The following is a 24,318-nucleotide window of genomic DNA, read 5'->3' as shown; positions in this document are numbered from 1 at the left end:
CATCCGTCCTCGAACCGGTAATTCGTCAGTATCCCCCATGGCATGGGAAAACTCAAGGCGAACACCGAAGCTCAACGTTGCGGTTGATGAGCCGTCGAAAAAAGCGGCACCGACCGAAGTCGATGCCGCTTGCGTTCCTCGCTCGTGCTAGGCTGCCGCCGCCGAGGCGTCGTACGCGTTCGGGTCGTAGCTGGGATCGTATGTCCCGCCACCGCCGGTGCCTACCGTTCCATCGTCGTACCCGCCGGTTCCGCCTGAGTCGGTGTACCCGTTATCGACCGTGCCTCCGTTGTACGATCCGTCGCCCACCGTCGGATCGACGTACCCGGGATCGTAATAGCCGGAATTGTCCACTCCCGTGCCGTACCCCGAATTGTCGCTGTACGTGCTCGTCGTTCCGCTGCCGGTGCTGCCCGTGGATTCGGGAATGGCCACGTTGCCCGTCGAAACCACCGAGCTGGGATCTTCGCCGGCCTCGACCAGCTTCATCATTTCCTTGGTGGCCACCGGATCGTTGATGACGTACGACACATCGCCGATCATCGCCGTTGTCGAAGGTATCATCGCCGAGTAGATGGTGAGGTCGCCCTCGTCCTGGAACTGCTCCGCAAGCGCCGCGATGTCGCCCACGGCCAGGTCGGTGGTCACGCAGCTCGACGCGGCTTGGACGACGCCCAACAGATCGGTGGCGTTCAGATCCAGCACCTTGTTGACGATGGCCATGATGAGCGCGCGCTGGTTCGCGGTGCGCGTGAAGTCGCCGTCGGCGTAGGCGCGGCTGCGCGCGAACACGAGCGCTTGGTTACCGTCGAGGTGCTGTTCGCCCTCTTCGATGATGACGCGCGGCCACTCGGGATGCGCCGACGTGCCGTCGGCATCCGGGTCGTCGATGCGCTCGGTCACTTCGACGTCCACGCCGCCGACCGCGTCGACCAGCTCCTTCAGCTTGCCGAAGTTCACCTCGGCATAGTGCGAGATCTCGATGCCCAGCAGCTGGTTCGCCTCGCGAATGGTGCCGGCCGCGCCGCCGTACGCGTAGGCGGCGTTGAACTTGTTCGTCCCGTAACCGTCGATGTCGATCTTGGTATCGCGGGGAATGGACACCATCGTGGCCTGGTTCTTGTTGGGATCGATGCGCACCACGATGTTCGTGTCGGAGCGGTGCATGTCCTCGTCGCTGTCCTCGGCTTCGTCGGTGCCGATCAAAATCATGTAGAACGGCTCGGTGAACGTCATGTCCTTTTCGGTTTTGAGCGCGTCGTTGATGGCCAGGATTTCCTCGTCGGTCTTGTTGCCCTTGGTCAGCTGGTCGTTGATGGAGTTCTTCCACATCGCGAAGGCCGAGCCGCCGCCCACGGCCACCACGAGAATCGCGATGACCACGCCGAGTGCGATTTTCTTGCCGCGCCCCATCTTCTTGCGGGCCGCGGAGTAGTTCGGGTTGTTGCGCGAGTATTGGCTTGCCGCGGTCTGGCGCCCGTACGCGCCGTTCGCGCCGGCGCCCTGGCTGCCGGGCACGTACGCCGGCCGATACGAGGTATTGTCCCCGTACGCATCGCGCGAGAAAGCGGCTGCCTGGTCGCGCGGGGCGATGCGACCCGACTGCGCGGCTTTGGCCGAACGCACGGCGCGCGCTGATTGCGGAGCTCGCGATGAGCGCGCTTCTTTGCGGTTCGTTCGTGAGTTTCTTGACGCCATGTGGTCTCCTCCGCTTACCATCTTGGAGCGATAGGACCTGTCATTTTCCGAGATGGTACGCATGAATTCATCACGTATGGAACTTATTGTAACATCGTTGACCGCTCACCATAAAATAGGCACGGGCTGGGTACAAAGCGCACATTTTCTAAAAATGAACCGAAACGTATTCAGGCGGTTACAGCCTTATCCGCGCGCGCCGGTACTCTAGTGGACATGCAAACCGAGCGCGAACATAGTCCGATTAACGATGATGAGCCTGATCAGAGCAGATTCTCTCCGATACTGGGAGATAATGTCAGGCGCATGCGCTCGTACAGCAACATCACCAAGACGCGCCTCGCGCTCATGGTGAAAATCGGCCGCCCGCTCCTCAACAGAATCGAGAATGGCACGGCGGACATCCGGCTCTCCGTCATCGCGAAGCTGGCGGACTCCCTTGCCACGACGCCGGACTTCCTGCTGACGAAACACAGTGACGAAGACATCCGGGCCGAGATCGAGCAGCGGGAGGCCAGCGCCGCCGTTCCCGCGATGCGACACGCCCGCCTCTACTGAGGCCGGGAGCTTCCGGCCGCGCGCTTGCGCAGCACCGCGTACGCGATTCCCGAGCCCAGCGTGGCACCCACGGTGTCCACCATCCAATCGACCGGGTCGCACATGCGCCCGGGCACGAACAGCTGATGAATCTCGTCGCTCACGCCGTACAGGCTCGCGCACGCGATGGCGATGAAGCACGCCCGGCGCAGCGGCATGTGGCAGCGCAGCGCATTGGCGAGCAGCGCGCCGAACACCGTGTACTCGCAGAAGTGCGCGATGGACGACAGCACGTCCACGCCCGGGCCCAGCAGCTGCGCCTGCACGGCCTGCATCGCCTGGTAGATGCTCGAGAATATGCCGAGCCCCGTGTTGAGGCCCGTGCTCGTGTTCGACGACATGAAGAAGATGAACCCCGCCCACCCCGCCACGAACACCCAGCTGACGACGGCGAACCGCTTCGACGGCCTCGACGGCCCCACGTTCGGCACCTGACGCTCCATGCGACCCGCCCGCCTAGCGCGCGCCCACAAGCTGCAGCAGCTCGCGCGCGTCTTCGATGACGAGGTCGGCGCCCGCTTCGCGCAGCGCATCCGCGTGGTGGTAGCCCCACGCCACGCCGACGGCGAACGTGCCGGCGTTGCGCGACACCGCCACGTCTCCCGGCGAGTCGCCCACGTACGCCGTGCGGGCCGGCGTGGAGCCCAGCTCGCCGATGGAGCGCAGCAGCCCCGTGGGGTCGGGCTTGCGCGGAATGTCCTCGCGCTCGCCGTACTTCACGGCGAACAGGTTGGGAAGGTACGCGTCGATCACGTCGTGCACGCCCTGGTCGAACTTGTTGGACAACACGCCCAAGCCGATGCCACGCTGTGCGAGCTCGGCCAGCGTCTCCTCCATGTGCGGATACGGCTTCGTCAGCTTGTTCCCGATGACGGGGTACAGCTCCATCCAGCGGCGCATGGCGGCCTCGGCCTGCTCGGACGTCGCGTCGGCCGGGACGGCCTGGTACATGAGCGCGCGGGCGCCGTTGCCCACGAAGCTGTGAATCTCGTCGGTCGTGCGGCTGGGAAACCCCTGCTCGTTGAGGGCGGCGTTCGTCAGCACCACCAAATCCGGCAGCGTGTCGAGCAGCGTTCCATCGAGGTCGAACACCAGCGTATCGAACTGAGCCATCTCATCACCTCACCATATGAAAAATCCAAGCCGAAGCTTGGATTGTAGGTTCATGGAGCGGGTGACGGGACTCGAACCCGCGAATACAAGCTTGGGAAGCTTGGGCCTTACCACTTGGCGACACCCGCATGATGACGAATTATAACGCAAGGAAGTCGTACGGAACACAGAAATGAAGAATACTCCAAAGCTCAGCGCCGGAACAACGGGGTCAGCTTTCCTCTTCCACGGGTTCCCAGGCGCGCCCGAACCGCACATCCTTGAACAGCGCCGCCAACCCGGTGATCTGCTTGAGCCGCAGGATCTCGTCCTCGTCCATGCCGAGGTGCTTCGATATCCATGCGTCGGAGCGCCCGAGCTCGTGCAGCTCGGCGATGATGTTGCTCATGAGGTCGACGTTGTGCGAGCCGCGGGCGCGGTTGTGGCGGATGGTGCTCGCCATCCGGCAATCGATGGGCTTGTCGATGACCGTGACGGGCAGCATCCCGCCCTCCCGCGCGCGGATGTCGTCGTGATCGAGCATGATGCGGTAGCGGTGGAAGCCGTCGACGATGATGTACTCGTCCTTGTCCTCGTCGCGGTAGCAGACGACGGGCATCGTGTAGCCGTCCTCCCGGATGCTGTCGTAGAGCAGCTCGTACTCCGGAGGAGCGACGGCGTTGGGGTTGTAATCGTTCGGCTTGACCTTCTCGATCGGTACGGGTATCACGTTGTACGCCGGGCTTCTGCTCATCGCCTACCTGCCTATCACCGTCTTGTACTTGTGCTTCAACGAATCGACTTGCTTCTGCCGTTCTCTCGTCAGGCCGAATCCCATGAACCGGCATGTGTGGTCGTTCTTCAGGATGCAGTAGCACATCCTTTTCCAGCTCGGGATATCCTTGGTCGATTTAATGTCGTCGGTATGGTCGGGAAGCTCGCCTTCGAACACGATGCGCGAGTTCTTGTTCAGGGTGTAGTTCGACACCCCGTTCCGGTGAATCTTGTAGCCATGCTCGACCAGGTCGGCGATCACCTCTTCGCTCAACCCCCCGCCCGTGGTGAACCAGAACTCTATCGAGGTTTTGAACTTCTTGACGTAGTGCTCCCTCAGGGGCGCAGGCAGCGTCTCCAGCAGGAAGAACGTGAAGGACTTCCACGTGTGTCCCTCCGGCAGCGTCAGGTTCCGGTACCCCATCGCCTTGGTTCGGCCGTAGATCGCCCCGAAGTTCGCGCCGCGCACCCGCCCGACGAGCTTGGCCCATATCTTCGGGTCGATGACCCGGTACACGTTCAGGCTGTCCTTCGCGGAATCGCCGAAGGGGGACGCCACCCTCATCTGGTCGGGGGTGAGCCCTGCCATGTGGTACAGGTCGTACAGCCGGTTGTAGTCGTAGTCGAAGATCGAGTTGGCGTGCCAGACGTCGCTCGTCGACCAGTCGTACAGCGGGCTGGCGGCCCAGACGTCCTTGAACTGCTTGGTTATCCAGCATTTCCCGCCGTAGCCGTACCGCTTGTTCAGGATGCCGCTGTACCGCTGGAGCGATTCGTCCGCGCGTATCCCAAGCAGGCAGATCGTCTTTCCTCCCGGATGCTCGACGTGGTACCACCTGCCGAACTGCTTGGCGAGATCCTCTTGGTGCATCTTGTAGCGATAGGTGGTCATCGGGTTGTTCTCGAGGTTGATCACGTAGGGGCGCTTGGGCATGGGCCGGACCCACGCCTCCTGCTTTTCGTCGTCCCACGGGTACCAGAACATCTCGTAGCTGCTCAGGGCCGTTCTCGTCGCCATGGGCAGACACACCCAGTGCGGCTCGACCTTCTCCTCTATCCTGTCGAAGGTCCTCTCGACGTACTCGGTGGTGGCGGAGTACTGGGCCTCGAAATCCTGGTGGAAGACGCCGACCCGCCGGCCTGGGAAATACGCGTCGCGGAAATCAAGGACGAGGTTGAGCAGCAGCCCGCTGTCCTTGCCGCCCGAGAAGGAGATGTAGACGTTCTCGAACTCGTCGAAGACGAACTGCAGCCGCTCCTGGAGAGCGTCGTATACGTTCTGTCTGGTGTAATTCCTAATCATGCCCGTTGTACCGCTTGATCATCGCGAATGCCGTCTACGTGGATTGGCCTGCCCCTTGTACCCGATAATTATAATTTGAATGCACAGATAATTTCCAGCCCGTTCAACGGAACAACGAGATTCAACCACTCCGATAATTCATTAACTGAATACGTATGCATATAGGTCAAGAATGTGGTTTTGAGAGCTGTTGTGGTATTCCGCACGCATTAATGATTTCACGCAGGTAAATTCTCGAATGTTTCACGGGAAACATCATACTTGATATGCTGACATATTGTGTACCTATACGATAAGGTATGGAGTAACTGCTGAATCGGCATTCCCTGATCGGGGTGATTTGGGAATCATGTGTACTATTGCAGCAAAGTAAGGTAAGGAAGGCTTCGAATTTGGATGACATACGCTTGCACGGAGTTCATATCGACGACGAGAACAACCGCGTTCTCGCAATCGCCCAATCGTGCGTGGCGCTCATGCCGTACCACCTCCCCGGCGGCGCCGTCGATTGGGAGCACTGCACGCTCAGGCAGTGGCTCAACGACAGCTTCTACCGAGCGCTGCCCCACACCATACGGTCCCGCGTCTTGGAAGTGGAGAACCGCAACGCGGCCAACGCGCGACACGGGACGCACGGCGGCGGCCCCACCGTCGACCGGGTGTTCCTCCTGTCGATCGACGAGGTGGAGCGCTACTTCCCCGCGCCCGCGCCGTTCGATGGCGAACCGGCGCTCTCGGACCTGAAACGATTGCACGCGTTCTGGCGCGCGGGGTTCCAAGACCGGCTGCTCGGGTGGTGGTGGTTGCGATCGCCGGGTCAGGACCCCCACTTCGCGGCCACGGTCAGCAGCACGGACGAACCGACCGTGTGCTACGAGGGCCACGACGTGTACGGCCAGATGGAAGGCGCCGAAGAGGAGCCGGATATGCTGGGTGCCCCCTTCGGCAAGCCGTTCGCATGCGGCGTGCGCCCCGCCCTGTGGCTGAAACTGTAGCGGCCGGGCGTGCTCACCCGCAAATCCGGCCGAGCACGCCTGCAAGCCCGTCGATGTCGACGGGCTTCGCCACGTGGGCGTCCATGCCCGCATCGAGCGCGGTCTTCACGTCCTCGGCGAACGCGTTCGCCGTGAGCGCGATGATCTTCACGTCGGCCGCACAGGTGCCGGCGCAGGCGCGGATCGCCCGCGCGGCCTCGTAGCCGTTCATGATCGGCATCATCACGTCCATGAGCACGGCGTCGTAGTAGCCCACGGGCCGACGCGCGAACGCATCGCACGCCGCCTCCCCGTTCTCGGCCCACTCCACCTCGGCGCCGCGATGGCCCAGCAGCTCGATCATGATCTCGGCGTTAAGCTCGTTGTCTTCGGCCAGCAGGAACCGCTTGCCCTCGAAGTCGTACGGCGCAACCGCCGGCGCGTCGTCGAGCGGCGGCCGCGTTTCCTTCGGCGATGCCAGCCGCAGCTCTAGCGTCACGCGGAACGCGCTGCCGCTGCCCACCTCGCTGTCGACCTCGACGACGCCGCCCATGGCGTCGATCAGCGCTTTCGTGATGGACATGCCCAGCCCGGTTCCCTGAATCCTCGATATGGACGCCTCCTCGCTGCGCTCGAACGGATCGAAAATCCGCTCGACGAATTCAGGCGACATCCCCATGCCGTTATCCAAGATCGCGAACACGAGGCGCGCGTAGCTGGACCGCGTCTTCTCCAGCTCGCTCACCACGAACGATATGGAACCGCCCTCCTGCGTGTACTTCACCGCGTTGGACGCGAGGTTGAGCAGGATCTGGCTGATGCGCAGCTCGTCCCCGGCGAACACCTTGTGCTCCACCCCCGAGCAATCGACGTGCAGGTCCTGGCCTTTCGCCTGGGCCTGCGGGCGGATGATCGCCTCCACCTCGGCCACGACGTCGTCGAGGTCGAACCGCCGCTCCTGCAGCTCGAGCTGGCCGCTTTCGATGCGCGACATATCGAGCACGTCGTTGATCAGCTCCAACAGGTGCCGCGAGGACACGGTGATCGCGTCGAGGCAGCTCGTTATCTTCTCGCTCGCCTCGCCGCTTTCCCGCGCGATCTTCGTCATGCCGACGATCGCGTTGATGGGCGTGCGAATATCGTGCGACATGTTGGCGAGAAACTGGCTCTTCGCCTCGTTGGACGACCGCGCGATGTCGAGCGCCTGCTCGAGCAGCAGGCTGCTTTTGCGCTCCTCCGTGCGGTCGGACAGCACGAGCACGTACTTGTCCACGCCCTTGATGGACTCGCGGTACAACGTTTCCTGATACCAGCGAACCTCGCCCGTGGTCGGCCGGATGCGCTCGCGGTACATCTGAAGGCACCCGCCCTCTTCCAACGACGCGATCGCCTCGGTCCCCGGATCGCCCGACGGATCGACCGCCGATTCCGAAAGCACGCGTATGTCGCGCTTGACGGCGTCGGGCGACACGCCCAGCAGCTTCTCCACGTTGGGGCTGACGTACTCCACGGCGAACCCTTCGGGCGAGAACATGACATAGATGTCGTCGGCGTTGCGCACCAGCATGCTGAACAGCTGCTCGCGACACTCGATGGCCAGCTCCTTGGCATCGAGCTTGCGTCGGTTGCGATGCAGCAGGAACAGCACGGTGGTCAGCGCGATCGGGGCGAACACCACCACGAGCACCGCGATGGTTGCCCACTGTATCTGGTTCATGCTGGCGTTCACCACGCTGACCGGCACGTTGCCCAGCATCATCCAATCCTGGAACCCCACCGGCCGATACACCAGGTAGTGCTCGGTTCCGTCCAGCTGGTATCCCACCACGCCGCTCGATCCGTCGGCCAAGTCCTTCCTGAGGCGCTCCAGATCGGCACCGGCGAGGCTCGACCGCGCGGCGAGCATGTCCACGAAGTTGTACGACGGGCCCTCCTCCTTCGCGGACAGCAGGATGCGACCGTCAGGGTACGTCACGTAGCAGTCCGACTGGCCGTCGAACGCGTTCACGTCGATGGCGCGCGCCATGTCCGCGGTATTGTAGCTCACCGCAACGGCGTCGTACGGGAACTCGCGATACGAGCCGCCGCGCGCAGGGACGGCGAACACGACCAGGGACGACCCGTCGGGAAGCAGGGCGTCCACCACCGCGTTGTTGCCGTCGATCATGATGCGGTCGATCTGCGCGTTGAGGTTCAGGAACCCCTTCTCGCCCGTAAACGTCAGGTAGTTCCCGTCCTTGTCGAGGAAGTAGAAGTCTGTGAACCCCCACTTCCCCTGCTCCTCCTGCAGGAACGCGACGAGGTCGTCATCGGATGAAGCGGTGTGATCAATGTGATAGTCCCAGCCGTCCAGAAGGTTCCAGTTCTTCGAGACGAGATCCTTGAAGGATGCATTGACCTGCGAGTATATTTCCTCAAGATGCCCGCTACACTCCTCGTAGACAACGTGCTGGACAAGCTTCATATAGCCGACGACCGCCGCCGCCAGCAGAACGATGCCCAGCATCGTGAACGTGAAGATGTGTACTCGGCGCGCGCTCGAGACGCGTTTCATGCGCCAGCCAATCTTTGAGCCATCGACTTCCCCTTGAGCCCAACCATCTACCTCAGATTGGTATAATAGTTATACCTGATCATACAAGACCTTGCTGTATACAGTACCAGAATACAGCATCAGGCCGCAATGGCTGCAAACCGTTGGAAAACCGATACAGCGCTAGGGGATGAGCACAAGCTCGGTTTCCATCATGCCCGCTTTCTCGAGAAACGCGAGCACGGCCTGGAGCATCAGGCGGTAGTACGACGTCATCGAGCGGGAGAATCCTTCGGCATCGCCGGCGCGCGCCTGCCCGTACGCGGCGTGCGCGAGCGACAGCAGCGCATCGGCGCTCGCCTTCGACGCGGCGAACAGCATGAAGAAGCGCCCCCATCGCAGCAGGTCGTTGAGCTCTTGCAGGATCGTTCGCAACGCGACAGGCTCGACGCATCCGATGAATCCCGCCATGAGGGACTTCGACACGGCCCAATCGCCCTCTTCGCCCGCGAGGGCGCGCTGCACGGCATCGGCAACGGCGTCGATGCGCGGCGCGGTGGCGCTCAGCGCCGGCGGCAGCACGGCGCACAGCATCTGCAGCGCGTGGACGTACGTGCCCACGTCGCGCCTGAACGAGAGGTCTTCGAGCCAATGCGCAGGGAAGCTCGCGCTGCCCAGATGAACGCGCGTGCCCAACCCGTTGACGGTTTGCGCGATGCCGATGGCGTTCAGCATGCCGTAGGCTTTCTGCACCGTCGAATGGGAAACCCCGTACGCGGCGGACAGGTCGGCGATCGAGGGAAGCATCTGGCCGTCGGCGAATTCGCCCCGCGTGATGCGCTCGACGAGCGTGCGGGCGATCTGCCCGTGTACGAATTCGAGGCCCGCTTTCGCGTTCCAGGCGTAGCTCGAGGATTCCCCCTCCTCGGCGGCAGGCGGGCAGGCGGCCTCCAACTTGTCCAGGTACGCGTCGACGCACGCGCCCGCGCCCCGATACATGAGGCCGAAGCGGCGCTGCACCTCGTCGGCATCGCGCAGCTCCAAAGCCGCGAGCATCCACGACAGCACGCCCTCGTCGACCTCCGCGACCGGGCGGCAGGAGAACGGGCTGTCGAACCCGGCGATCACCGGCACGCGCGCCATGCGCTCGAGGCTGGCATAACACGAGGCGAACAGCGGGTTCCCCGTCTTCTCCAGCAGCCCGTGCAGCACGGCCGACGATCGGGCGAGACGCCAGTCCTCCGCATGCTGCCCGCGCTCCACGCGCGCGGCATCGCGGGCGAAGCCATGGAGGTCCTCGTCGGAGCACGAGCGGGCGGAGAGGAAGAAGAGGGACGGCATAACCAGCTCGAGCGCGCGGTAGCAGTCGCTCACCGCGTCGCGGCGCGCCAGCAGCGAGCGGATGCCGCGATCGTCGGCGCCATCGGGCGGCCGATACACCACGACGGCGCGCTTGCGCTCCTCGACGACGATGTAGCCCTCGGCCTTCAGCGCGCTCTGCACGTCGCGGATGGTCCTGATGCCCACCCGGTAGCGCTCGCACAGATCGTGCATGGAGGGGAGTTTGTCGCCATAGCGCAGCGTGCCCCGCTCGATATCGCCAGCGAGGTGCCGGTACACGTACTCGTATAGCGTGGCCTTCTCTTTCATGATGCGGTATTGTACCGCGTCGGCCGCCGCCTACGAGGCGAGCTTCGCAAAAGCGCAGATAATCACGTATTAACGGACGTTCAGCGTTCGACGATCTCCCGCACTCCTGGCGCTTGATCCCCTGTCTTGAAACAGAAAAAGGACGGCCGGAGCCGTCCTTTCATCATCGGGTAAGAGCGAGGTTATTTCGCAGCACCGATGCGGCAAATGGTGGTGCCGCAGTCGGGGCACTTGCCCTTCGTGATAGGCTTGCCGTTCTTGGTCAGGCTCTCAACGGGGTCCTTCATCTCTTTCTTGGCCTTGCACTTCACGCAATAAGCTTCAATAGCCATGGCTGCAAAAACACCTCTCTGTTCTGTACTTGAGCAGGACGCTTTCATCCCGCACCTTATCGTGGCGCGCTTCCATCAGGAGCCCGCGCACACGAACCCGTATTATACGGCAGGCTGAAAATCACCTACCGGGGACGCCAGGGGCCACCTATATATTCTTCAACAACTCCATAACAAAGTCGGCATTCGCCTCAAGCGTCTGCTCGTCGATGTTCTCCAGCACGTCGTCGCCCTGAGCGAAGAAGGCCGGCTTCGCGCCGTCCATGCCCGCCAGGTGCATGGCCTGGTAGCCCTGCTTGATGGCGTAGGACGAAGCGCTGTCCTTCCATTTGATCTGGGCGCTGCCGACGTTCAGGCCGGTCGCCTGCGACGCCTTCTTCACGTAGCGCTTCATGCGCGACGAGGTTTTCACCGAACGGTACATGCCCTCCTGCTCGACCATACACAGATCGCCCGCACCCAGCGCGTCGAGATCGATGATGATGGAACCGCGGAGATCCTGCTGGTGCTCGGTGAGGAACGCGCGCATGCCGCCGTTCTGGGCAAGTTCGGAGCCCAGTGCGACGAACCACACTTCCGTGTTGATATCGGGATTGCGGAACTGGTAGATTTGCTTGAGCTCGGCCGGCACGTCGGGATCGTCGAAGTCGAGCGCGTCGAACGACTCGCCCGGAGCTTCTTCCCTATCGAGCTCGGCCCGCTCCATGCGGCGCGGCGAGAACGCGCCGCCGTGCCAGGGGCGCCGCTCGTCGGGGCCGTAGCCGTCATCGTACTCGTCGACGTTGTCGTACTCGTACGGGCCGTCGAATCCGTCGTCCTCGAACGTATCGTATTCGTCGTCTTCGTAGCCGGCTTCGTACGGGTTCATCTGAGTGGTCGCACCAGGATCCATCAGGCCGTCATCCTCGCGGAAGCTCTCCCAGCCGCCGCGCTCGGCACCCACCGTGCGCGCGTCGAAGGTCTCGTCCACCTCGAGCCATTCCTGCGGCGAGGGTTCCTGGTCCTTGTTCTTGCGACGCAAGCGATCGAATAGGCGATGCACGCGCGATTTCGGCATCTCCACGTAGCCGGGACCGGCGAAGGCGCCCGTCTCGGTGAAGTTCTGGTCGTAGGCGGAATCGTCGGCATCGTCGATGTAGATGTCGTCGGGATCGACGTTGTCCAGCAGCTCGTCGCCGATGGGAGCGAACGTGCCCGTCGCGCCCGCCGGGACGAACGCGCCGGCTGCGCTGACGTTCGACGTCTTGCCCTCGGCGATGTCGGTGCGGCTGATGGAGCCGGAAAGCGACGGGAGTATCGAACGGAGCGAATGCTTCTTCTCAACCGCAGCCTGGTCGGATGCGCCCGCGCTTTCGCCAACAGGCGCGTCGTCGGAGGGCTCTTCGCCAACGTTGATCGAAGGAAGCATGGTCAGCAGGCTCTTCGCGGCGCTCTTGCCCGACGATTCCACGTCTGCCAGCGGGGCGCGCTGCTTCGGAAGCTCGGAGATCGGGGGGAGGTTCGCGGCCGACACGCCGATGTCGGGCAGCACGATGGGCCGCGGCGCGGCGCCCTCGGCCTGCGGCGCGGCAGCAGCGGGATCGTCGTAGCGATCGGGGATCACGTCGATGCGGCCGCTTGCGCCGATGGGAGCACCCGTCACGTCGACGCGGTTGCCGGTACGATGCTCGTCGGCCTGGGCCGCGCGGGCCTCTTCCTGCACCTTGCGCGGATCGAGGAACGAGGGCATGGGAACGTCGTTGATGGGCGGCAGGTCGTCCAGACGCAGCTCGCTCACGTCGATGGGAGGCATCGCCGTGGTGGAGAACGGGTCGACAGGCGCCACGGGAGCCGTTTCCTGCGGAGCGGAAAGCGGCGATGCGACAGCTTGCGCGCCGTCGGGCGCGGGCATGTCGTAAACGCCCTCAACTGCCGGCGCCTCGACCGCTTCGGCACCCGCCGGAGCTGCGGCGCCTTCCGCCTCGGGAGCATGCCACTGGGGAGCTTTGACCTCGCGGGCCTCTTCGTACTCGAAAGCGGTCGCGCTCTCGGGCTTGCGCTCGGCTGCGACGCCCGTCTCGGAGAAGTGCGCGGCGTTCTCGCTCACTTCGTCCGCGGCGTCGAGCGCGCTTGCAAACTTCGAGCGCTGGACCGGCTTGTCCGCGCGCGGCTTCTTGGCTTTTTCCTGCGCCTTCTTGAACCAGTCGGGCACGCCGTCGCTCGGCTCGCTCGCCTGACTCACGGCCGCATACGACGACGCGGCCATGCCGGCCGTTGCCGCGGCGATGGCGGCTGCTTCGGCAGCGGCGCGCGCGGCCTCTTCGGCAGCGGCAGCTTCGGCGTTGGCCAGGGCTTCCTGCATCGTGTCCTCGGGAATGCTGGACAGCGCTTCGCGCGTTTCGCCGCGCAGCTCGCGATAGCCCTCGTCGGTGGGCGTCGGCAGCGGGGGCTCTTTGATCTGGACGAGGTTCTGGGCGATATCGGACGCGGACACGCCCGTCACGGGTTTGCCGGACAGCGCGGCAACCGCGGCTTTCGCGGCGGCCAGACGCGCTTCGGGCGTCTGCGGGGCGGGCTCGGGCGGCTTCACGCTGGCTGCTTCGTACACGAGCTGCGCGCCTTCGGGCACGAGCCCCGCCGCACGCGCGGCATCCTCGCCATGGATCGACGCGTCGGTGCGGGCGGCCAGCTCGGCCTCGCTCACGCGCCCGCGTCCCACGCGGCGCGCGACCTCCATCATCACCGCCGTGCCTGCGGCGTTGCAGTTGGCGGCCTCGTTGTACGAAGCCAACTTGTGCAACAGGGCGAACACGATGGGCAGCGCCACCAGCACGAGCGCGATGCACGCCAGCACGTTCAGCACGATGGCGGTCACGCCTTCGGCGTTGAGGAATATCACGTTGCGGACGATCAGGAGCAACGGCAGGAACACCATCGCGCCGAACGTCGCCCATTGCAGGATGGGGAGAATCGACAGCAAGGGGCCGTTGAGCTCGGCACGCACCTTGCCGCTGTCGTAGCGGGACACCACGATGACCTTGCGGCGGCGCGATCCGCCCGCTTCAGCCGAGTAGCTGGGCTCGTACTTCGCCACCACGTTCTGACTGACGCCGCGAGCGAACGCGCGGGACAACACGGGACGGTTGAACACCTCGGCCGCGAACAGCAACGCGGCGATCAGCGTGATCACGATGGACGCCACGCCCACCACCGGCAAGAACAAGGCGAGTACGGTGATGACCAGCGTCGCCGCGCAGCAGATCACGCGCGGGGCCTCGGCACCGGGGGCGCCGCTGAAATCTTCGATGATGGCGGAAAGACCCGCGTCCTTCTGCATCTGCTCGGTAATGTACAACGCCGCTTGCTGCTCTTCTTCGGTTCCCGCAGGGCGAGGACCGATTTCCTGTGATAAATATGCGACGTGATCTAGTATGTCCGGCATACTCTTTTGCCTTTCGTTGGCGATTCTACAAGGCACACATGATGCAAGTATACGCTATTTGCTCCCTGCACCCAAATAATCACTAATAAAAGCGTCCGCGCTGCGGGCTTGTAAACGTGCTGTTGAATAGGCCTTTGCGACGTCGGAGGTGGCGTCTTCGAAGGCCTCGTCGACGATGCTCGACGGGTCGTCGGGCAACGCTTTCGCGAGCGTCGCCGCTTCGGCGTCGGCGATGTTGTACGCGTTGTTCTGAGCCGTGGCCTCTTCCTTGTTCTTGGCCAGAATAGCGTCGTCGGAGGCGATGGCGTACCCGAGCGACTCCTGGCGTTTGGCGATGTAGTCGACGAACTGCGTGAGGTCGGCTTGCGGATACGTCGCCTGGACGTCCAGGAACGCCGCATACGCCTCATCGAAGGCGGCGAGCGCTTCGTTCGTCTTGCTCTTCGACGCTTCGACGTTCTCCGCCGTCGTTTCCGTTACCAGCTGCGCGGCCTGGCGGGCCAGATCGTCGCCTTCCAGCACGGTTTTCCAGGCGGCATCCACGCCTTCGGCGGCGCTCTGGGCCTCCGTGGCGGCGTTCATGAGCAGCTGTCCCTGTTCGACCAGCGTGAAACGAGCGGCGATGCCGGCTACAGCTTGGTTGGCGGCTTCCTTCTCGCGGGCGCCGTTCAGTTCGAGGGAGACGGCGCGCGCTTTCTCGTCGGCGTCTTGAAGCTTCTGCTCCACCGCCTCAAGCTGCGCCTGAATCGCGGTACGCTGCTCTTCGCTTCCTTCCGCGAAGGGGTCGGTCACCACCTCGTCAAGCTGCTGGATCGTCTCATCCGCTTCTTTGACCAGCGACAACGCATCGTCGAGCACCGCGACATGACCCTGCTGGCTCTGGTAATCGCGATAGAGGTACATGCCTCCCGCGCCCAGCAGGCCGATGCTCACCACCACGATCACCGCGACCGCGAGCCACTTGCTCAAGCGGCGGCGGGCCTTGCGGCGGGCTATCTCCTCTTCAGGGGAGCGCTTGGGCTTCGACGGAACCACCGCGAGGGGAGCGGGGCTGCTTTTCTCCGTTTGGCTCGTCGGACGGGCCGCCGAGGGCAGCGCGGCCATCTTCGACGTGGACGCGCTGTCGTCGACCGAAACGAAATCACCTGTTGAAAGGGGTAATCCGCGCTCTTTCGTCGGCGTGGGAGCCGGCTTCTTGTGCCTGCCCGGAAGCGTGAACAGCGCGATGCGGCCGGGTCCGTGCTTCTGCTTGTCGTTCCCGTCGCCGTCGAGCGCGTTCTTCGCCGCGTCGAGCACGTCGAACGATATCTCGTTCGACGTGCCGCGCGTATGCTTCTTGATGTGCGCCGCGCGCGTTATTTTGTCTTCCCACTTGCCCATGCGTGCCTGCTGGATAGCCTCGCGCTACCGGTCGTTCATGCGCTCGAGGTCGACCGCGATCTCGGCCGCGGTCATCACCTTGATGGTCCTGCTGGGCAACGAGTTGAGGAACGCCTTGCCGTAGCTCTTCGTCAACAGGCGGCGATCGGTGAGGATGAGCACCCCCGTGTCGTCGGCCTTCCTGATGAGGCGGCCGGCGGCCTGCTTCGTCTCGAGGACCGCGGCGGGCAGCACGTAGCGGCGCCATGCCTGGTCGTCGCGGGCGGCGCGCTCGCACGACAGCGGATCGGTCGGCTTCGCGAACGGCAGTTTCGGGATGATGACGCCCTTGAGGGTGGCGCCGGGGGCGTCGAAGCCCTCCCAGAAGCTTTTGAGCGCGAACAGCGACAGGTGCTCGTCGGCCAGGAAGTCGTCGCGCAGGCCCTTCACCGACACGCCCCACTTCTGGCACACCACGCGCAGGTCGTCCTCTTTGAGCTGGGGTTGCACCTCGTCGAAGCATCGTTCCATCTCACGGCGGTTCGTGAACAGCGTCAGCATCGACCCGCTTTGCGCGCGGTGCACGTCCACCAGCAGCCGCTGCAGCGCGGAAAGGTAGGCGGCCTCGTTCGGCTCGGGCATATCGCTGGCCACGTAGACCGTCATGTGCGCGTCGAAATCGTAGCTTGAATCCAGCTTGCACGTCTGACAGGTCGAATGCTCCGATGCGTTCAGGCCCAGCGCGCTTTCGAATGCGTCGAACTTGTCGTCCACGGCCAACGTGGCGGACGCGAATACCGTCGAATGCGTGCGCTCGAACAGCGTCTCGTTCATCGCTTCGCCCACGTTGATCAGCAGCGCTTCCAGCTTCTCGGCGACACGATCCTTCTTGCGGCTCAAGGTCGCCGCATACGCGTACGTTTCCGGCGCCTTGTCCAGGATGATATCAGCTGCGTTCATCTGCTCTTTGAGTTCCATCGCCACCGACGCGATCTCGCGCTGTATCTCGGCGGCTCCCTCGAGGTCCTCCAGGTAGCCCACCAGCTCCTGGCATACGTGCACCAGTTTTTCGGCGGTTTCGGTCATCGCCCGACCATAGCTTGCGACCTGGGCAAACGTTGCGCTTCCGCGCACGTCGGCGTTGATCCACAGCTCGACGATCTCATAGCCCTTGCCCTTCCTGTTCTGATCGAAGAACAGGAGGTCCTTGAGATGCCCGGCGAAATCGCGGGCGGCATCGGCGTACGCCTTGCCCGCCGCGCGAGCCTTTCCGGTGAGGGCATAAAACAGCGTGGAACCCTCTTCCATGCCGGGAATCACCACGCGACGCTCGGCACGGACGAACACGTTGCGGGACGCCTCGTCGGCGCCCACGCGATTGGCCAAGCGCGTGATGTCGTCGGCCGAGAGCGACAGCGAGAACGCGCGGCGCGCCTCAGCTTCGGCTCCATGGGCCTCGTCCACCACCCAATAGCGGATCGGCGGCAGCAAGCCGCCGTCGGCCACGAGGTCGCAGAACAGCAGGCTGTGGTTCGTCACCACGATATCGGCCGCTTCCGCGCGTCGACGCGATCCGTGCACGAAGCACGAAGTACCAAAATAGGGACACTTGCGGCGCAAGCAGTCGTTCGCCGTTGTCGTGATGATGCGGCGCGGCAGCACGCGGTAGTCGATCTTGAGGCTGTCCATGTCGTCGTACTCGGTTTGCTCGATGAACGACAGCAGTGCCGCAAGCGATGGGGCCTGGGTCTGCTCTTTGTTGCCGAACAGCTTCGTTTGCGCGCCATCGGCCACGATATGATCGATCTTCCGCAGGCACGGGTAGTGCGAGAAGCCCTTGAGCGGGGCATACGTCAACGGGGTGCGCTCGGGATTGGCAGCTTCGAGCGCTTCTGCCAGCGCGGGCAGCTCGTGGTAGACCAGTTGGTCGAGCAGAGTGTTCGTCTTGGTGGCCACGCCGACGGCAATGTTGTTGGCCTGCGCCGTCAACGCCGACGGCACCAGGTACGCCATGGACTTGCCCACGCCCGTGCCCGCTTCGACCAACAGGTTCTCAGAGCTCGAGAACGCGTTGCGCACCGCTTCCGCCATGTCGACTTGCTCCATGCGGGGCTCGAAATCGTCGTACAGCGCGCCGACGAGGCCGGCTTCGGAGAATGCCTGCACGATATCTTCGTTCGAAGGGAACATGAGCGCGCGCTGCGGATCGGCCGCTATGTCGTCCGCGTCCAGCTTCGCCACACGCTCAAGCTTGCCCAAACGGTCGCGCCGTAACGTGCGCAACGAGAATTTCAGGTTCAATGTTTCACGTGAAACATCGTACTTCTCAGCAAATTGCGCGAATACCGTCTGCGTGGACCACTCATCGGGCGTCGCCATATGCGCGATCTCGCACACAAGCGCAGGAGGCATCGTCGCGACTCCGGCCAACAAGATGCGGAAGATGGCACAGGTTGCCTCGACGTCGGCATCGGCACGGTGCGTCGACAACGGCGCGCCGAACGCGCGCACGAGATCGAGCAGACGATGCGATTTCAAGCGGGGAAGCGCGATACGCGCGAGGTCGAGCGAGTCGATCCAGGTGTTTTCCAGCAAAGGGTATCCACTCGGATGACGCGTCGTGAAGGTGCGATCGAATTCAGCGTTATGCGCGATGACCTTCGCATCGCCGACGAACTCCACCAGCTTCGCCAGCGCATCGGAAGGGGACGGCGCATCGGCAACATCGCTGTCGTGAATATCGGTGAGGTGCGCGACATCCTCCGGGATGGGCTTCCCTGGGTTCACGAACGTGATGAACCACTCGACGATCTCGCCGTTCTCCATACGGGCGGCGGCGATCTGGGTCAATTCGTCGTGATGGAACGAGAAACCGGTCGTTTCCGTGTCCAGTACCACGACATTACGGTCGAGATCACCGAAATCCGCCGTAGCGGCGATTTCAGGCAGCGACGCATAGCGGTCGCGGATGGCCTGCGAAGTACCATCGCTTATGAAACTTTGCAGGGTATCCTGCGAGGGCGTGTTTTGTTTATCCATACCGGGTAGCCTATCATCTATCATGGGATCACACAAACTGTTACGCCGACGTTGACAAAAAGAACGGCTCAAAGGAGAAAACATGCAGGCAGAGCGCTATTTCGGAACGTACGCACGATTTGATACCCTTTCGAAGAAAGACGCTGCCGCTCTGCTTGGAGCCGACAACCTCATCGGCGACGTGTTCGAAATCGTGTTCCAAACCGAAAACGGCGTGTCAACCGCTTGGATGAAGAACCGTTTCGGCGGGCTCATCGGCTTCTTCGACGCCGCATTCTCCCGCAAGCTGAACGTTCTCGCTGCGCGTGGGTGGAAACTGCAGGCGGTTCTATCGTTCGTCGCGTTCACTGATCGTCCCGAGCCGGGCCATTACTGGGGCCAAGCGGCCGTCATCTGCTTCGATCCGACGCTCGAGCAGGCCTTCGGCCCGTTCATCGCCTCGACCGCGCAGCGCTTGTCCGACGGTGTGCGACCCGAAGTCGATCTGGGCGAGCAAGGCGTAGAGCAGGTCGTCTCGAGCAACGGCACCTGGACTCCCAAGAAAACCGTGGCGTTCCCTGCGAAGGAAGCGGGCACGGTAATCATGAAAAGCCGGCGCAAAATGTCCGAGAAACTCATCGAGCAAGGACGCAAGGGCAACAAGGGATGCTATGCCGTAAGCTGGCTGTTCTTGCTGCTGCTTGTCGCCCTTGCTCTGTTCGGCCTTAAGTCGTGCGGCGTGTTCTAAATCTCAGAATGTTTCACGTGAAACATTCTACGCAAGCGCATAGCCGATAAGTCGCGTGCACAACTCCGGGAACGAGATTCCTGCAGCGCGCGCGGCGTCGGGGAGCAGCGACGTCCCCGTCATGCCCGGAATCGTGTTCGTCTCCAACGTCCAGCACGAGCCATCCTCTTCCAGGATGAAATCCGAACGCGACACGCCCTCGCAGGAAAGCGCGCGATGGGCGCGAATGGCGAGGTCCTGTACCATGCGCGTCGTTTCCTCGGACAGCGGAGCGGGACACAGGTGCTGCGAACCGCCGGGCGCGTATTTCGACTCAAAGTCGTAGAAGTCGCTTTTCGGCACGATCTCGATGATCGGGAGAGCTTCCACCTCGTCGCTGCCGATAACGGCAACCGTCAATTCCTTACCTTTTATATAGCGTTCGATAAGCACCTCGGAATCGATGGCGAACGCCTTCTCGATCGCGTCGGTTATCGCAGGAGCTCCCTCGACGATGAACACGCCCAGGGCGCTTCCTTCCGTTCCCGGTTTGACCACACAATGCGTTCCCAGTTTTTCCACGATGGCGTCCACGTCGTAAGAATCGCCCGCCTGCAACGGAACCGACGGGGGAGTGGGGATACCGGCCCGCTCGTAATACACCTTCGACTTCACTTTATCCATGGCCAGCGCACTCGCCCATACGCCGGAGCCGATATACGGGAGCCCGATCGTCTCCAAAAGACCCTGCACGGTGCCATCTTCGCCGTATTTGCCATGCAGGCAGAGGAACGCAACATCAAAAGGGCCGTCGATAAGGCGCTTCAGGTCTTCCTTTTCAGCCGGATCGAGCTGCGTAACGATAAATCCGGCCTCCTCAAGAGCCTCACGCGCCCCCTCGGCCGACGCAAGGGAAACCTCCCGCTCCCCACTCTTTCCTCCGGCAAGCAACGCCACGCGGCAATCAGACATGCATCCTTCTTTCATCATTCTTGATACGTTCGTTGCAGTATAGCAAAGGGATGTTTCACGTGAAACATGTATAATGACCGGTATGGATAAACCAATTAAAACTTACGCGCTTCCCGAACTCGCTTCTCTCATGAAGGAGTTGGGACAGCCCGCCTTCCGCGCACAACAGGTGCAGGAATGGCTCTACCAACGTCATGCAACCAGCTACGACGAGATGACGAACCTTCCTGGCGCCCTCAGGGAAGTGCTGGCGAAGCGTTTTCCGCTTACGACGCCGCTGATCGTCGATCGTCAGGTGTCGAAGGATAAGACGCGGAAGTACCTCATCGAGTTCGATGACGGTATCCGCGTGGAAACCGTCGCCATCCCTTCGCGCGGAGGCGATCGCCTCACCGTCTGCTTCTCCACGCAAGCCGGATGCGCCATCGGGTGTGCGTTCTGTGCGACGGGACAAGAAGGCTTCGCGCGCAACCTCACTCCGGGAGAAATCGTCGATCAGGTGTTGATCGCGCAGGAAGACATGGGGAAACGCGTGACGAACGTCGTGGGAATGGGCCAGGGCGAGCCGTTCCTCAACTACGACAACACCATGGCCGCGCTACGCATCCTCAATCACAAGAAGGGCCTGGAGATCGGCGCGCGACATATCAGCGTGTCAACCTGCGGCATTCTGCCAGGTTTGAAGCGTTTCGCCGAAGAACCTGAGCAATTCACCCTCGCCGTATCGCTTCATGCAGCGCGCCAGCCGATTCGCGACCTCATCATGCCCAATGTGGCGCGTTACAAGCTTCCTGCATTGAAAGAAACACTCCAGGAGTACGTTTCCAAGACGAGCCGCCGCGTAACGCTCGAATACATCATGATCGAGGGCGTGAACGACGCGCCAGCAGACCTGAAGGCGTTGCAGAAGTTCTGCTCGAACCTGATGTGCCACGTGAATCTGATCCCCATCAACGCAATAGAGGGATCGGAATTCCAGCCGAGCCCTCCGGAAACCATCGAACAGTGGCTTTCCGCGATCCAGAAGAAGGGAACGGAAGCGACGCTGCGTGATTCCCGCGGTTCCGATATCGCCGGTGCCTGCGGTCAGCTGAAAAACACGTTCAAATAAGAAAGCCCCGAATGTTTCACGTGAAACATTCGGGGCTTTCCTTTGCCTTGCTTAAGATGCAGCGGCTATGAGCTCTTCGAACAACCGCTCGAGATCTTCCTCGTCCTGGAACTCGATCTCGATCTTGTTCTTACCATTCGACGATTTAACCTTCACCGGCGTGTTCAGCACATCTTTCAGCGCTTTCGCCACCGTCTTGTACGTTTTCGGCAACGGCTCCTTCTTCGTCGGCGTATCACTGCGCTTTCCAGAGAACAAGCGCGCAATAGCCTCCGCTTCGCGCACGGTGAGCTTTTCCGCCACAAGCTTGTCCGTCAACTTCTGACGTCCCTCTTTCGTGGGAATGGACAGAATAGCACGCGCATGACCCGCGGAAATCTTCTCCTCGAACAGCAATTGCTGCGCTTCTTCAGGAAGCTCTAACAATCGAAGCGCGTTCGCCACCGTAGAACGGCCCTTCGACATAGCTTGGGCCACCTCGGATTGCGTGAGGTTGCGACGTTCCATCATGCGACGATACCCATACGCTTCCTCTATAGGATTCAGATCGGAACGCTGGATGTTCTCCACAAGGGCAAGTTCGAGTGCTTGATCGTCGTCCGCGTCCTTGATGCGCACGGGAACGGTCTTCAAACCCACGATCTTGCATGCTTGCCAGCGACGCTCGCCGGCAATGATCTGATACTCGTTGCCTCCCACGGGACGAACGAGGATAGGCTGCAGCAAACCGTCCTTTTCGATGGATGCCGCAAGCTCCTCCAGTGCTTCCTTCTTGAAATTCGTACGCGGCTGGTCGGGGTTCGGGCTCACCAGCTCGATAGGAACCTCGTCGGTTCGGCGCTGCACGACGCTTTTGATGGTCACTTGGCTCTCGCCGTCGACAATCGATTCCTCTTGGGTCGACGTAATTGTTTCACGTGAAACATTCGCAGATTCCGGCTCAGGTTCGGGGCGAACCGGTGTCGGCATCGACACTTCCTCGCGCTCCTGCTCTACCAATACGCGTTTCGGAGTAGCCTCGAGAGGAGCCGCCTCCTCGTATGCTCCGCCAAGAAGCGAGTTCAAGCCACGACCCAACCCGCTTTTGTTCGCTTTAGCCACGTTGTACCACTTCCTTTGCGAGGTTCATATACGATTGAGCACCCTTACCCGTCGGATCGTACTGAGTGATGGGCTGGCCGAAGCTAGGCGCCTCGGAAAGCTTGACCGTACGGGGAATGAGCGTCGCGAAGACCGTTTTACCGAAATAGCTGCGTACTTCGTCCACAACCTGCCGCGAAAGCGTGGTGCGGCCATCGTACATCGTCAGCAGCACGCCGAAGATATCGAGCGTGGGATTAAGGCGAGTTTTGACACGTTTCATTGAATCAAGGAGTTTTGTCACACCTTCCAGCGCGTAAAACTCGCACTGAATCGGTATCAACAGCTTGTCAGCAGCCACCAATGCGTTGACCGTCAGTAAGCCGAGAGAAGGCGGGCAATCGATAAATACATAGTCGTACTTGCCGCGAAGGCTTCCTACGGCGTCTTTTAAGCGATTCTCACGGGCCATCTCGGATACGAGCTCTACTTCTGCCCCTGCGAGGTTAATCGTGGCTGGTACGAGGTCGAGGCCTTCACCCACATCCGGGATGATGACATCCTCGATTGCCACGTCGTTCAGCAGCACGTCGTACACGCAGTTGTGAACCTGGCTCTTCTCGATACCCAACCCACTTGAGGAGTTGCCTTGAGGATCGAGGTCCACCAACAGCACCTGCTTGCCAAGCTCGCCCAACGCGGCAGAAAGGTTGATCGCAGTTGTGGATTTTCCGACGCCGCCTTTTTGGTTGATGATAGCCATAACCTTCGTCTGACCAACCACATGTTTGACGGGCGCCTTCTCCTTGATGGTCTTGATAGGAGTGGAAGACACTTCCTGATGCTCGATCATAGGGCGCGTCTCTCGTTCGACCACTTCGATATGGTCGATGATCAACTCTTCCTCTACGATCTCTTCCTTTTCATGCTTGACAGTCTCTGCTGCTTTTTTGTCTCGTTTGAGACCATCGAATAGTCCCACAGGGACCCCCTTTCTTAACCGCGAACACAGTATACCCTGTTTAGTGTTTCACGTGAAACACTCGTCCAAAATGTTTCACGTGAAACATTCGAAGGATGCTAGAACCAATAGTGTTTCACGTGAAACAAATATCGAAACCACGTTCGAAACGTAGGCAAACGGCGTGAGATTCACATCGGCTGCACGTTGGAACCCTGCCATCTGCGCGTGAAACCATGCAGGTACAATACTAGGTAAGGAAAGTGAGGTAGCTGATGAATACTACACGGCGTCAATTGCTCGCTCAGCGGGCAAGCACTATGCGTAAACAGATGACATACGCAGAACGGCAGCTTTGGTTCTCGTTCTTGCGAGAATACCCTACGCCATTCGTGGCCCAAAAAGTCATCGGGTCGTACATCGTCGATTTCTACTGCCGCAAAGCACGTCTGAGCATAGAGCTCGACGGCGACAGCCATTATACCAAAGGGCAGAAGGAATACGATCGCATACGCACCACGTACCTGGAGATGATGGAAATCAAAGAATTACGGTTTACGAACAACGACATCATTGAGAACCTCGAAGGAGTGTGCGAAGTCATCCACGCTGAGGTTCTCAATCGACGCAACGATATCCAGGAGAATGAAAGCCTGTTCCAACAGATGAAAGGAAAACGCTAGAACGACGCTAGATTCGCGAATGTTTCACGTGAA

Annotated in this window: 19 protein-coding genes and 1 tRNA gene; 5 read left to right on the top strand and 15 right to left on the bottom strand. The window is 61.6% G+C overall.

What is annotated here, in order from left to right; translation table 11 throughout:
• Positions 1-147 precede the first annotated feature (147 nt).
• On the bottom strand, positions 148-1,626 hold the full coding sequence (locus H8S61_RS10350) for an LCP family protein (protein ID WP_244977617.1): 1,479 nt from the start codon (positions 1,624-1,626) through the stop codon (positions 148-150).
• Positions 1,627-1,941: 315 nt separating this feature from the next.
• Between H8S61_RS10350 and H8S61_RS10345 the strand changes: the two genes are divergently transcribed.
• Positions 1,942-2,256 carry a helix-turn-helix domain-containing protein gene (locus H8S61_RS10345; RefSeq protein ID WP_366458293.1) on the top strand — a complete coding sequence of 105 codons (315 nt, stop codon included), beginning with the start codon at positions 1,942-1,944 and terminating at the stop codon, positions 2,254-2,256.
• On the opposite strand, the gene H8S61_RS10340 is transcribed toward H8S61_RS10345, so the two are convergent.
• The 5 genes from H8S61_RS10340 to H8S61_RS10320 all read right to left on the bottom strand — a co-directional run bounded on the left by H8S61_RS10340 (position 2,250) and on the right by H8S61_RS10320 (position 5,464).
• The gene (locus H8S61_RS10340) at positions 2,250-2,738 is read right to left on the bottom strand and encodes a VanZ family protein (protein ID WP_186938931.1); all 489 of its coding nucleotides are present in this window, start codon (positions 2,736-2,738) and stop codon (positions 2,250-2,252) included. The genes H8S61_RS10345 and H8S61_RS10340 overlap by 7 nt on opposite strands.
• A 13-nt stretch (positions 2,739-2,751) precedes the next feature.
• On the bottom strand, positions 2,752-3,408 hold the full coding sequence (locus tag H8S61_RS10335; RefSeq protein ID WP_186938930.1) for an HAD family hydrolase: 657 nt from the start codon (positions 3,406-3,408) through the stop codon (positions 2,752-2,754).
• A 53-nt stretch (positions 3,409-3,461) separates the two neighbouring features.
• Positions 3,462-3,536, bottom strand: a tRNA-Gly gene (locus H8S61_RS10330).
• 83 nt (positions 3,537-3,619) lie between these two features.
• Positions 3,620-4,141 (bottom strand): IbrB-like domain-containing protein, encoded by a 522-nt coding sequence (locus H8S61_RS10325; protein ID WP_160940843.1) that lies wholly within the window; start codon positions 4,139-4,141, stop codon positions 3,620-3,622.
• A 3-nt stretch (positions 4,142-4,144) separates the two neighbouring features.
• Positions 4,145-5,464 carry a phosphoadenosine phosphosulfate reductase gene (locus H8S61_RS10320; protein ID WP_160940842.1) on the bottom strand — a complete coding sequence of 440 codons (1,320 nt, stop codon included), beginning with the start codon at positions 5,462-5,464 and terminating at the stop codon, positions 4,145-4,147.
• Between the two features lie 392 nt (positions 5,465-5,856).
• On the opposite strand from H8S61_RS10320, the gene H8S61_RS10315 reads away from it, so the two are divergent.
• A complete protein-coding gene (locus H8S61_RS10315; protein ID WP_186938929.1) occupies positions 5,857-6,459 on the top strand; it encodes a DUF6273 domain-containing protein in 603 nt (200 codons plus the stop codon).
• Positions 6,460-6,472: 13 nt separating this feature from the next.
• Here the strand turns inward: H8S61_RS10315 and H8S61_RS10310 are convergent, their stop codons facing one another.
• The 6 genes from H8S61_RS10310 to H8S61_RS10285 all read right to left on the bottom strand — a co-directional run bounded on the left by H8S61_RS10310 (position 6,473) and on the right by H8S61_RS10285 (position 18,772).
• On the bottom strand, positions 6,473-8,992 hold the full coding sequence (locus H8S61_RS10310) for an ATP-binding protein (protein WP_255466563.1): 2,520 nt from the start codon (positions 8,990-8,992) through the stop codon (positions 6,473-6,475).
• A gap of 162 nt (positions 8,993-9,154) precedes the next feature.
• Entirely contained in the window at positions 9,155-10,621 is a 1,467-nt protein-coding gene (locus H8S61_RS10305; protein ID WP_186938928.1) for a GntR family transcriptional regulator, read from the bottom strand.
• Positions 10,622-10,803: 182 nt separating this feature from the next.
• Positions 10,804-10,953 carry a DUF5679 domain-containing protein gene (locus H8S61_RS10300; protein WP_009305565.1) on the bottom strand — a complete coding sequence of 50 codons (150 nt, stop codon included), beginning with the start codon at positions 10,951-10,953 and terminating at the stop codon, positions 10,804-10,806.
• Positions 10,954-11,101: 148 nt separating this feature from the next.
• Positions 11,102-14,287 (bottom strand): aminopeptidase, encoded by a 3,186-nt coding sequence (locus tag H8S61_RS10295; RefSeq protein WP_186938927.1) that lies wholly within the window; start codon positions 14,285-14,287, stop codon positions 11,102-11,104.
• Between the two features lie 141 nt (positions 14,288-14,428).
• Positions 14,429-15,754 carry a coiled-coil domain-containing protein gene (locus tag H8S61_RS10290; RefSeq protein ID WP_186938926.1) on the bottom strand — a complete coding sequence of 442 codons (1,326 nt, stop codon included), beginning with the start codon at positions 15,752-15,754 and terminating at the stop codon, positions 14,429-14,431.
• Between the two features lie 24 nt (positions 15,755-15,778).
• Positions 15,779-18,772 (bottom strand): helicase C-terminal domain-containing protein, encoded by a 2,994-nt coding sequence (locus tag H8S61_RS10285; protein ID WP_186938925.1) that lies wholly within the window; start codon positions 18,770-18,772, stop codon positions 15,779-15,781.
• Positions 18,773-18,854: 82 nt separating this feature from the next.
• Between H8S61_RS10285 and H8S61_RS10280 the strand changes: the two genes are divergently transcribed.
• Positions 18,855-19,499 (top strand): hypothetical protein, encoded by a 645-nt coding sequence (locus tag H8S61_RS10280; protein WP_186938924.1) that lies wholly within the window; start codon positions 18,855-18,857, stop codon positions 19,497-19,499.
• A gap of 27 nt (positions 19,500-19,526) precedes the next feature.
• On the opposite strand, the gene H8S61_RS10275 is transcribed toward H8S61_RS10280, so the two are convergent.
• The gene (locus H8S61_RS10275; RefSeq protein ID WP_186938923.1) at positions 19,527-20,468 is read right to left on the bottom strand and encodes a D-alanine--D-alanine ligase family protein; all 942 of its coding nucleotides are present in this window, start codon (positions 20,466-20,468) and stop codon (positions 19,527-19,529) included.
• A 64-nt stretch (positions 20,469-20,532) separates the two neighbouring features.
• Between H8S61_RS10275 and rlmN the strand changes: the two genes are divergently transcribed.
• Complete coding sequence (gene rlmN, locus H8S61_RS10270) at positions 20,533-21,561, top strand: dual-specificity RNA methyltransferase RlmN (protein ID WP_186938922.1); 1,029 nt, start codon at positions 20,533-20,535, stop codon at positions 21,559-21,561.
• Positions 21,562-21,612: 51 nt separating this feature from the next.
• Here rlmN and H8S61_RS10265 read toward each other — a convergent pair whose 3' ends face one another.
• Positions 21,613-22,662, bottom strand: coding sequence for a ParB/RepB/Spo0J family partition protein (locus tag H8S61_RS10265; RefSeq protein ID WP_186938921.1), 1,050 nt, complete (start codon positions 22,660-22,662; stop codon positions 21,613-21,615).
• A complete protein-coding gene (locus H8S61_RS10260; RefSeq protein WP_328596099.1) occupies positions 22,655-23,623 on the bottom strand; it encodes a ParA family protein in 969 nt (322 codons plus the stop codon). Before H8S61_RS10260 ends, H8S61_RS10265 begins: the two co-directional genes overlap by 8 nt.
• A gap of 254 nt (positions 23,624-23,877) precedes the next feature.
• Between H8S61_RS10260 and H8S61_RS10255 the strand changes: the two genes are divergently transcribed.
• On the top strand, positions 23,878-24,285 hold the full coding sequence (locus H8S61_RS10255; RefSeq protein ID WP_186938920.1) for an endonuclease domain-containing protein: 408 nt from the start codon (positions 23,878-23,880) through the stop codon (positions 24,283-24,285).
• Positions 24,286-24,318: the final 33 nt, after the last annotated feature.

The organism is Eggerthella hominis, assembly GCF_014287365.1.
Taxonomy (GTDB): Bacteria; Actinomycetota; Coriobacteriia; order Coriobacteriales; family Eggerthellaceae; genus Eggerthella; species Eggerthella guodeyinii.
This window is presented reverse-complemented; position numbering and strand designations above follow the sequence as displayed.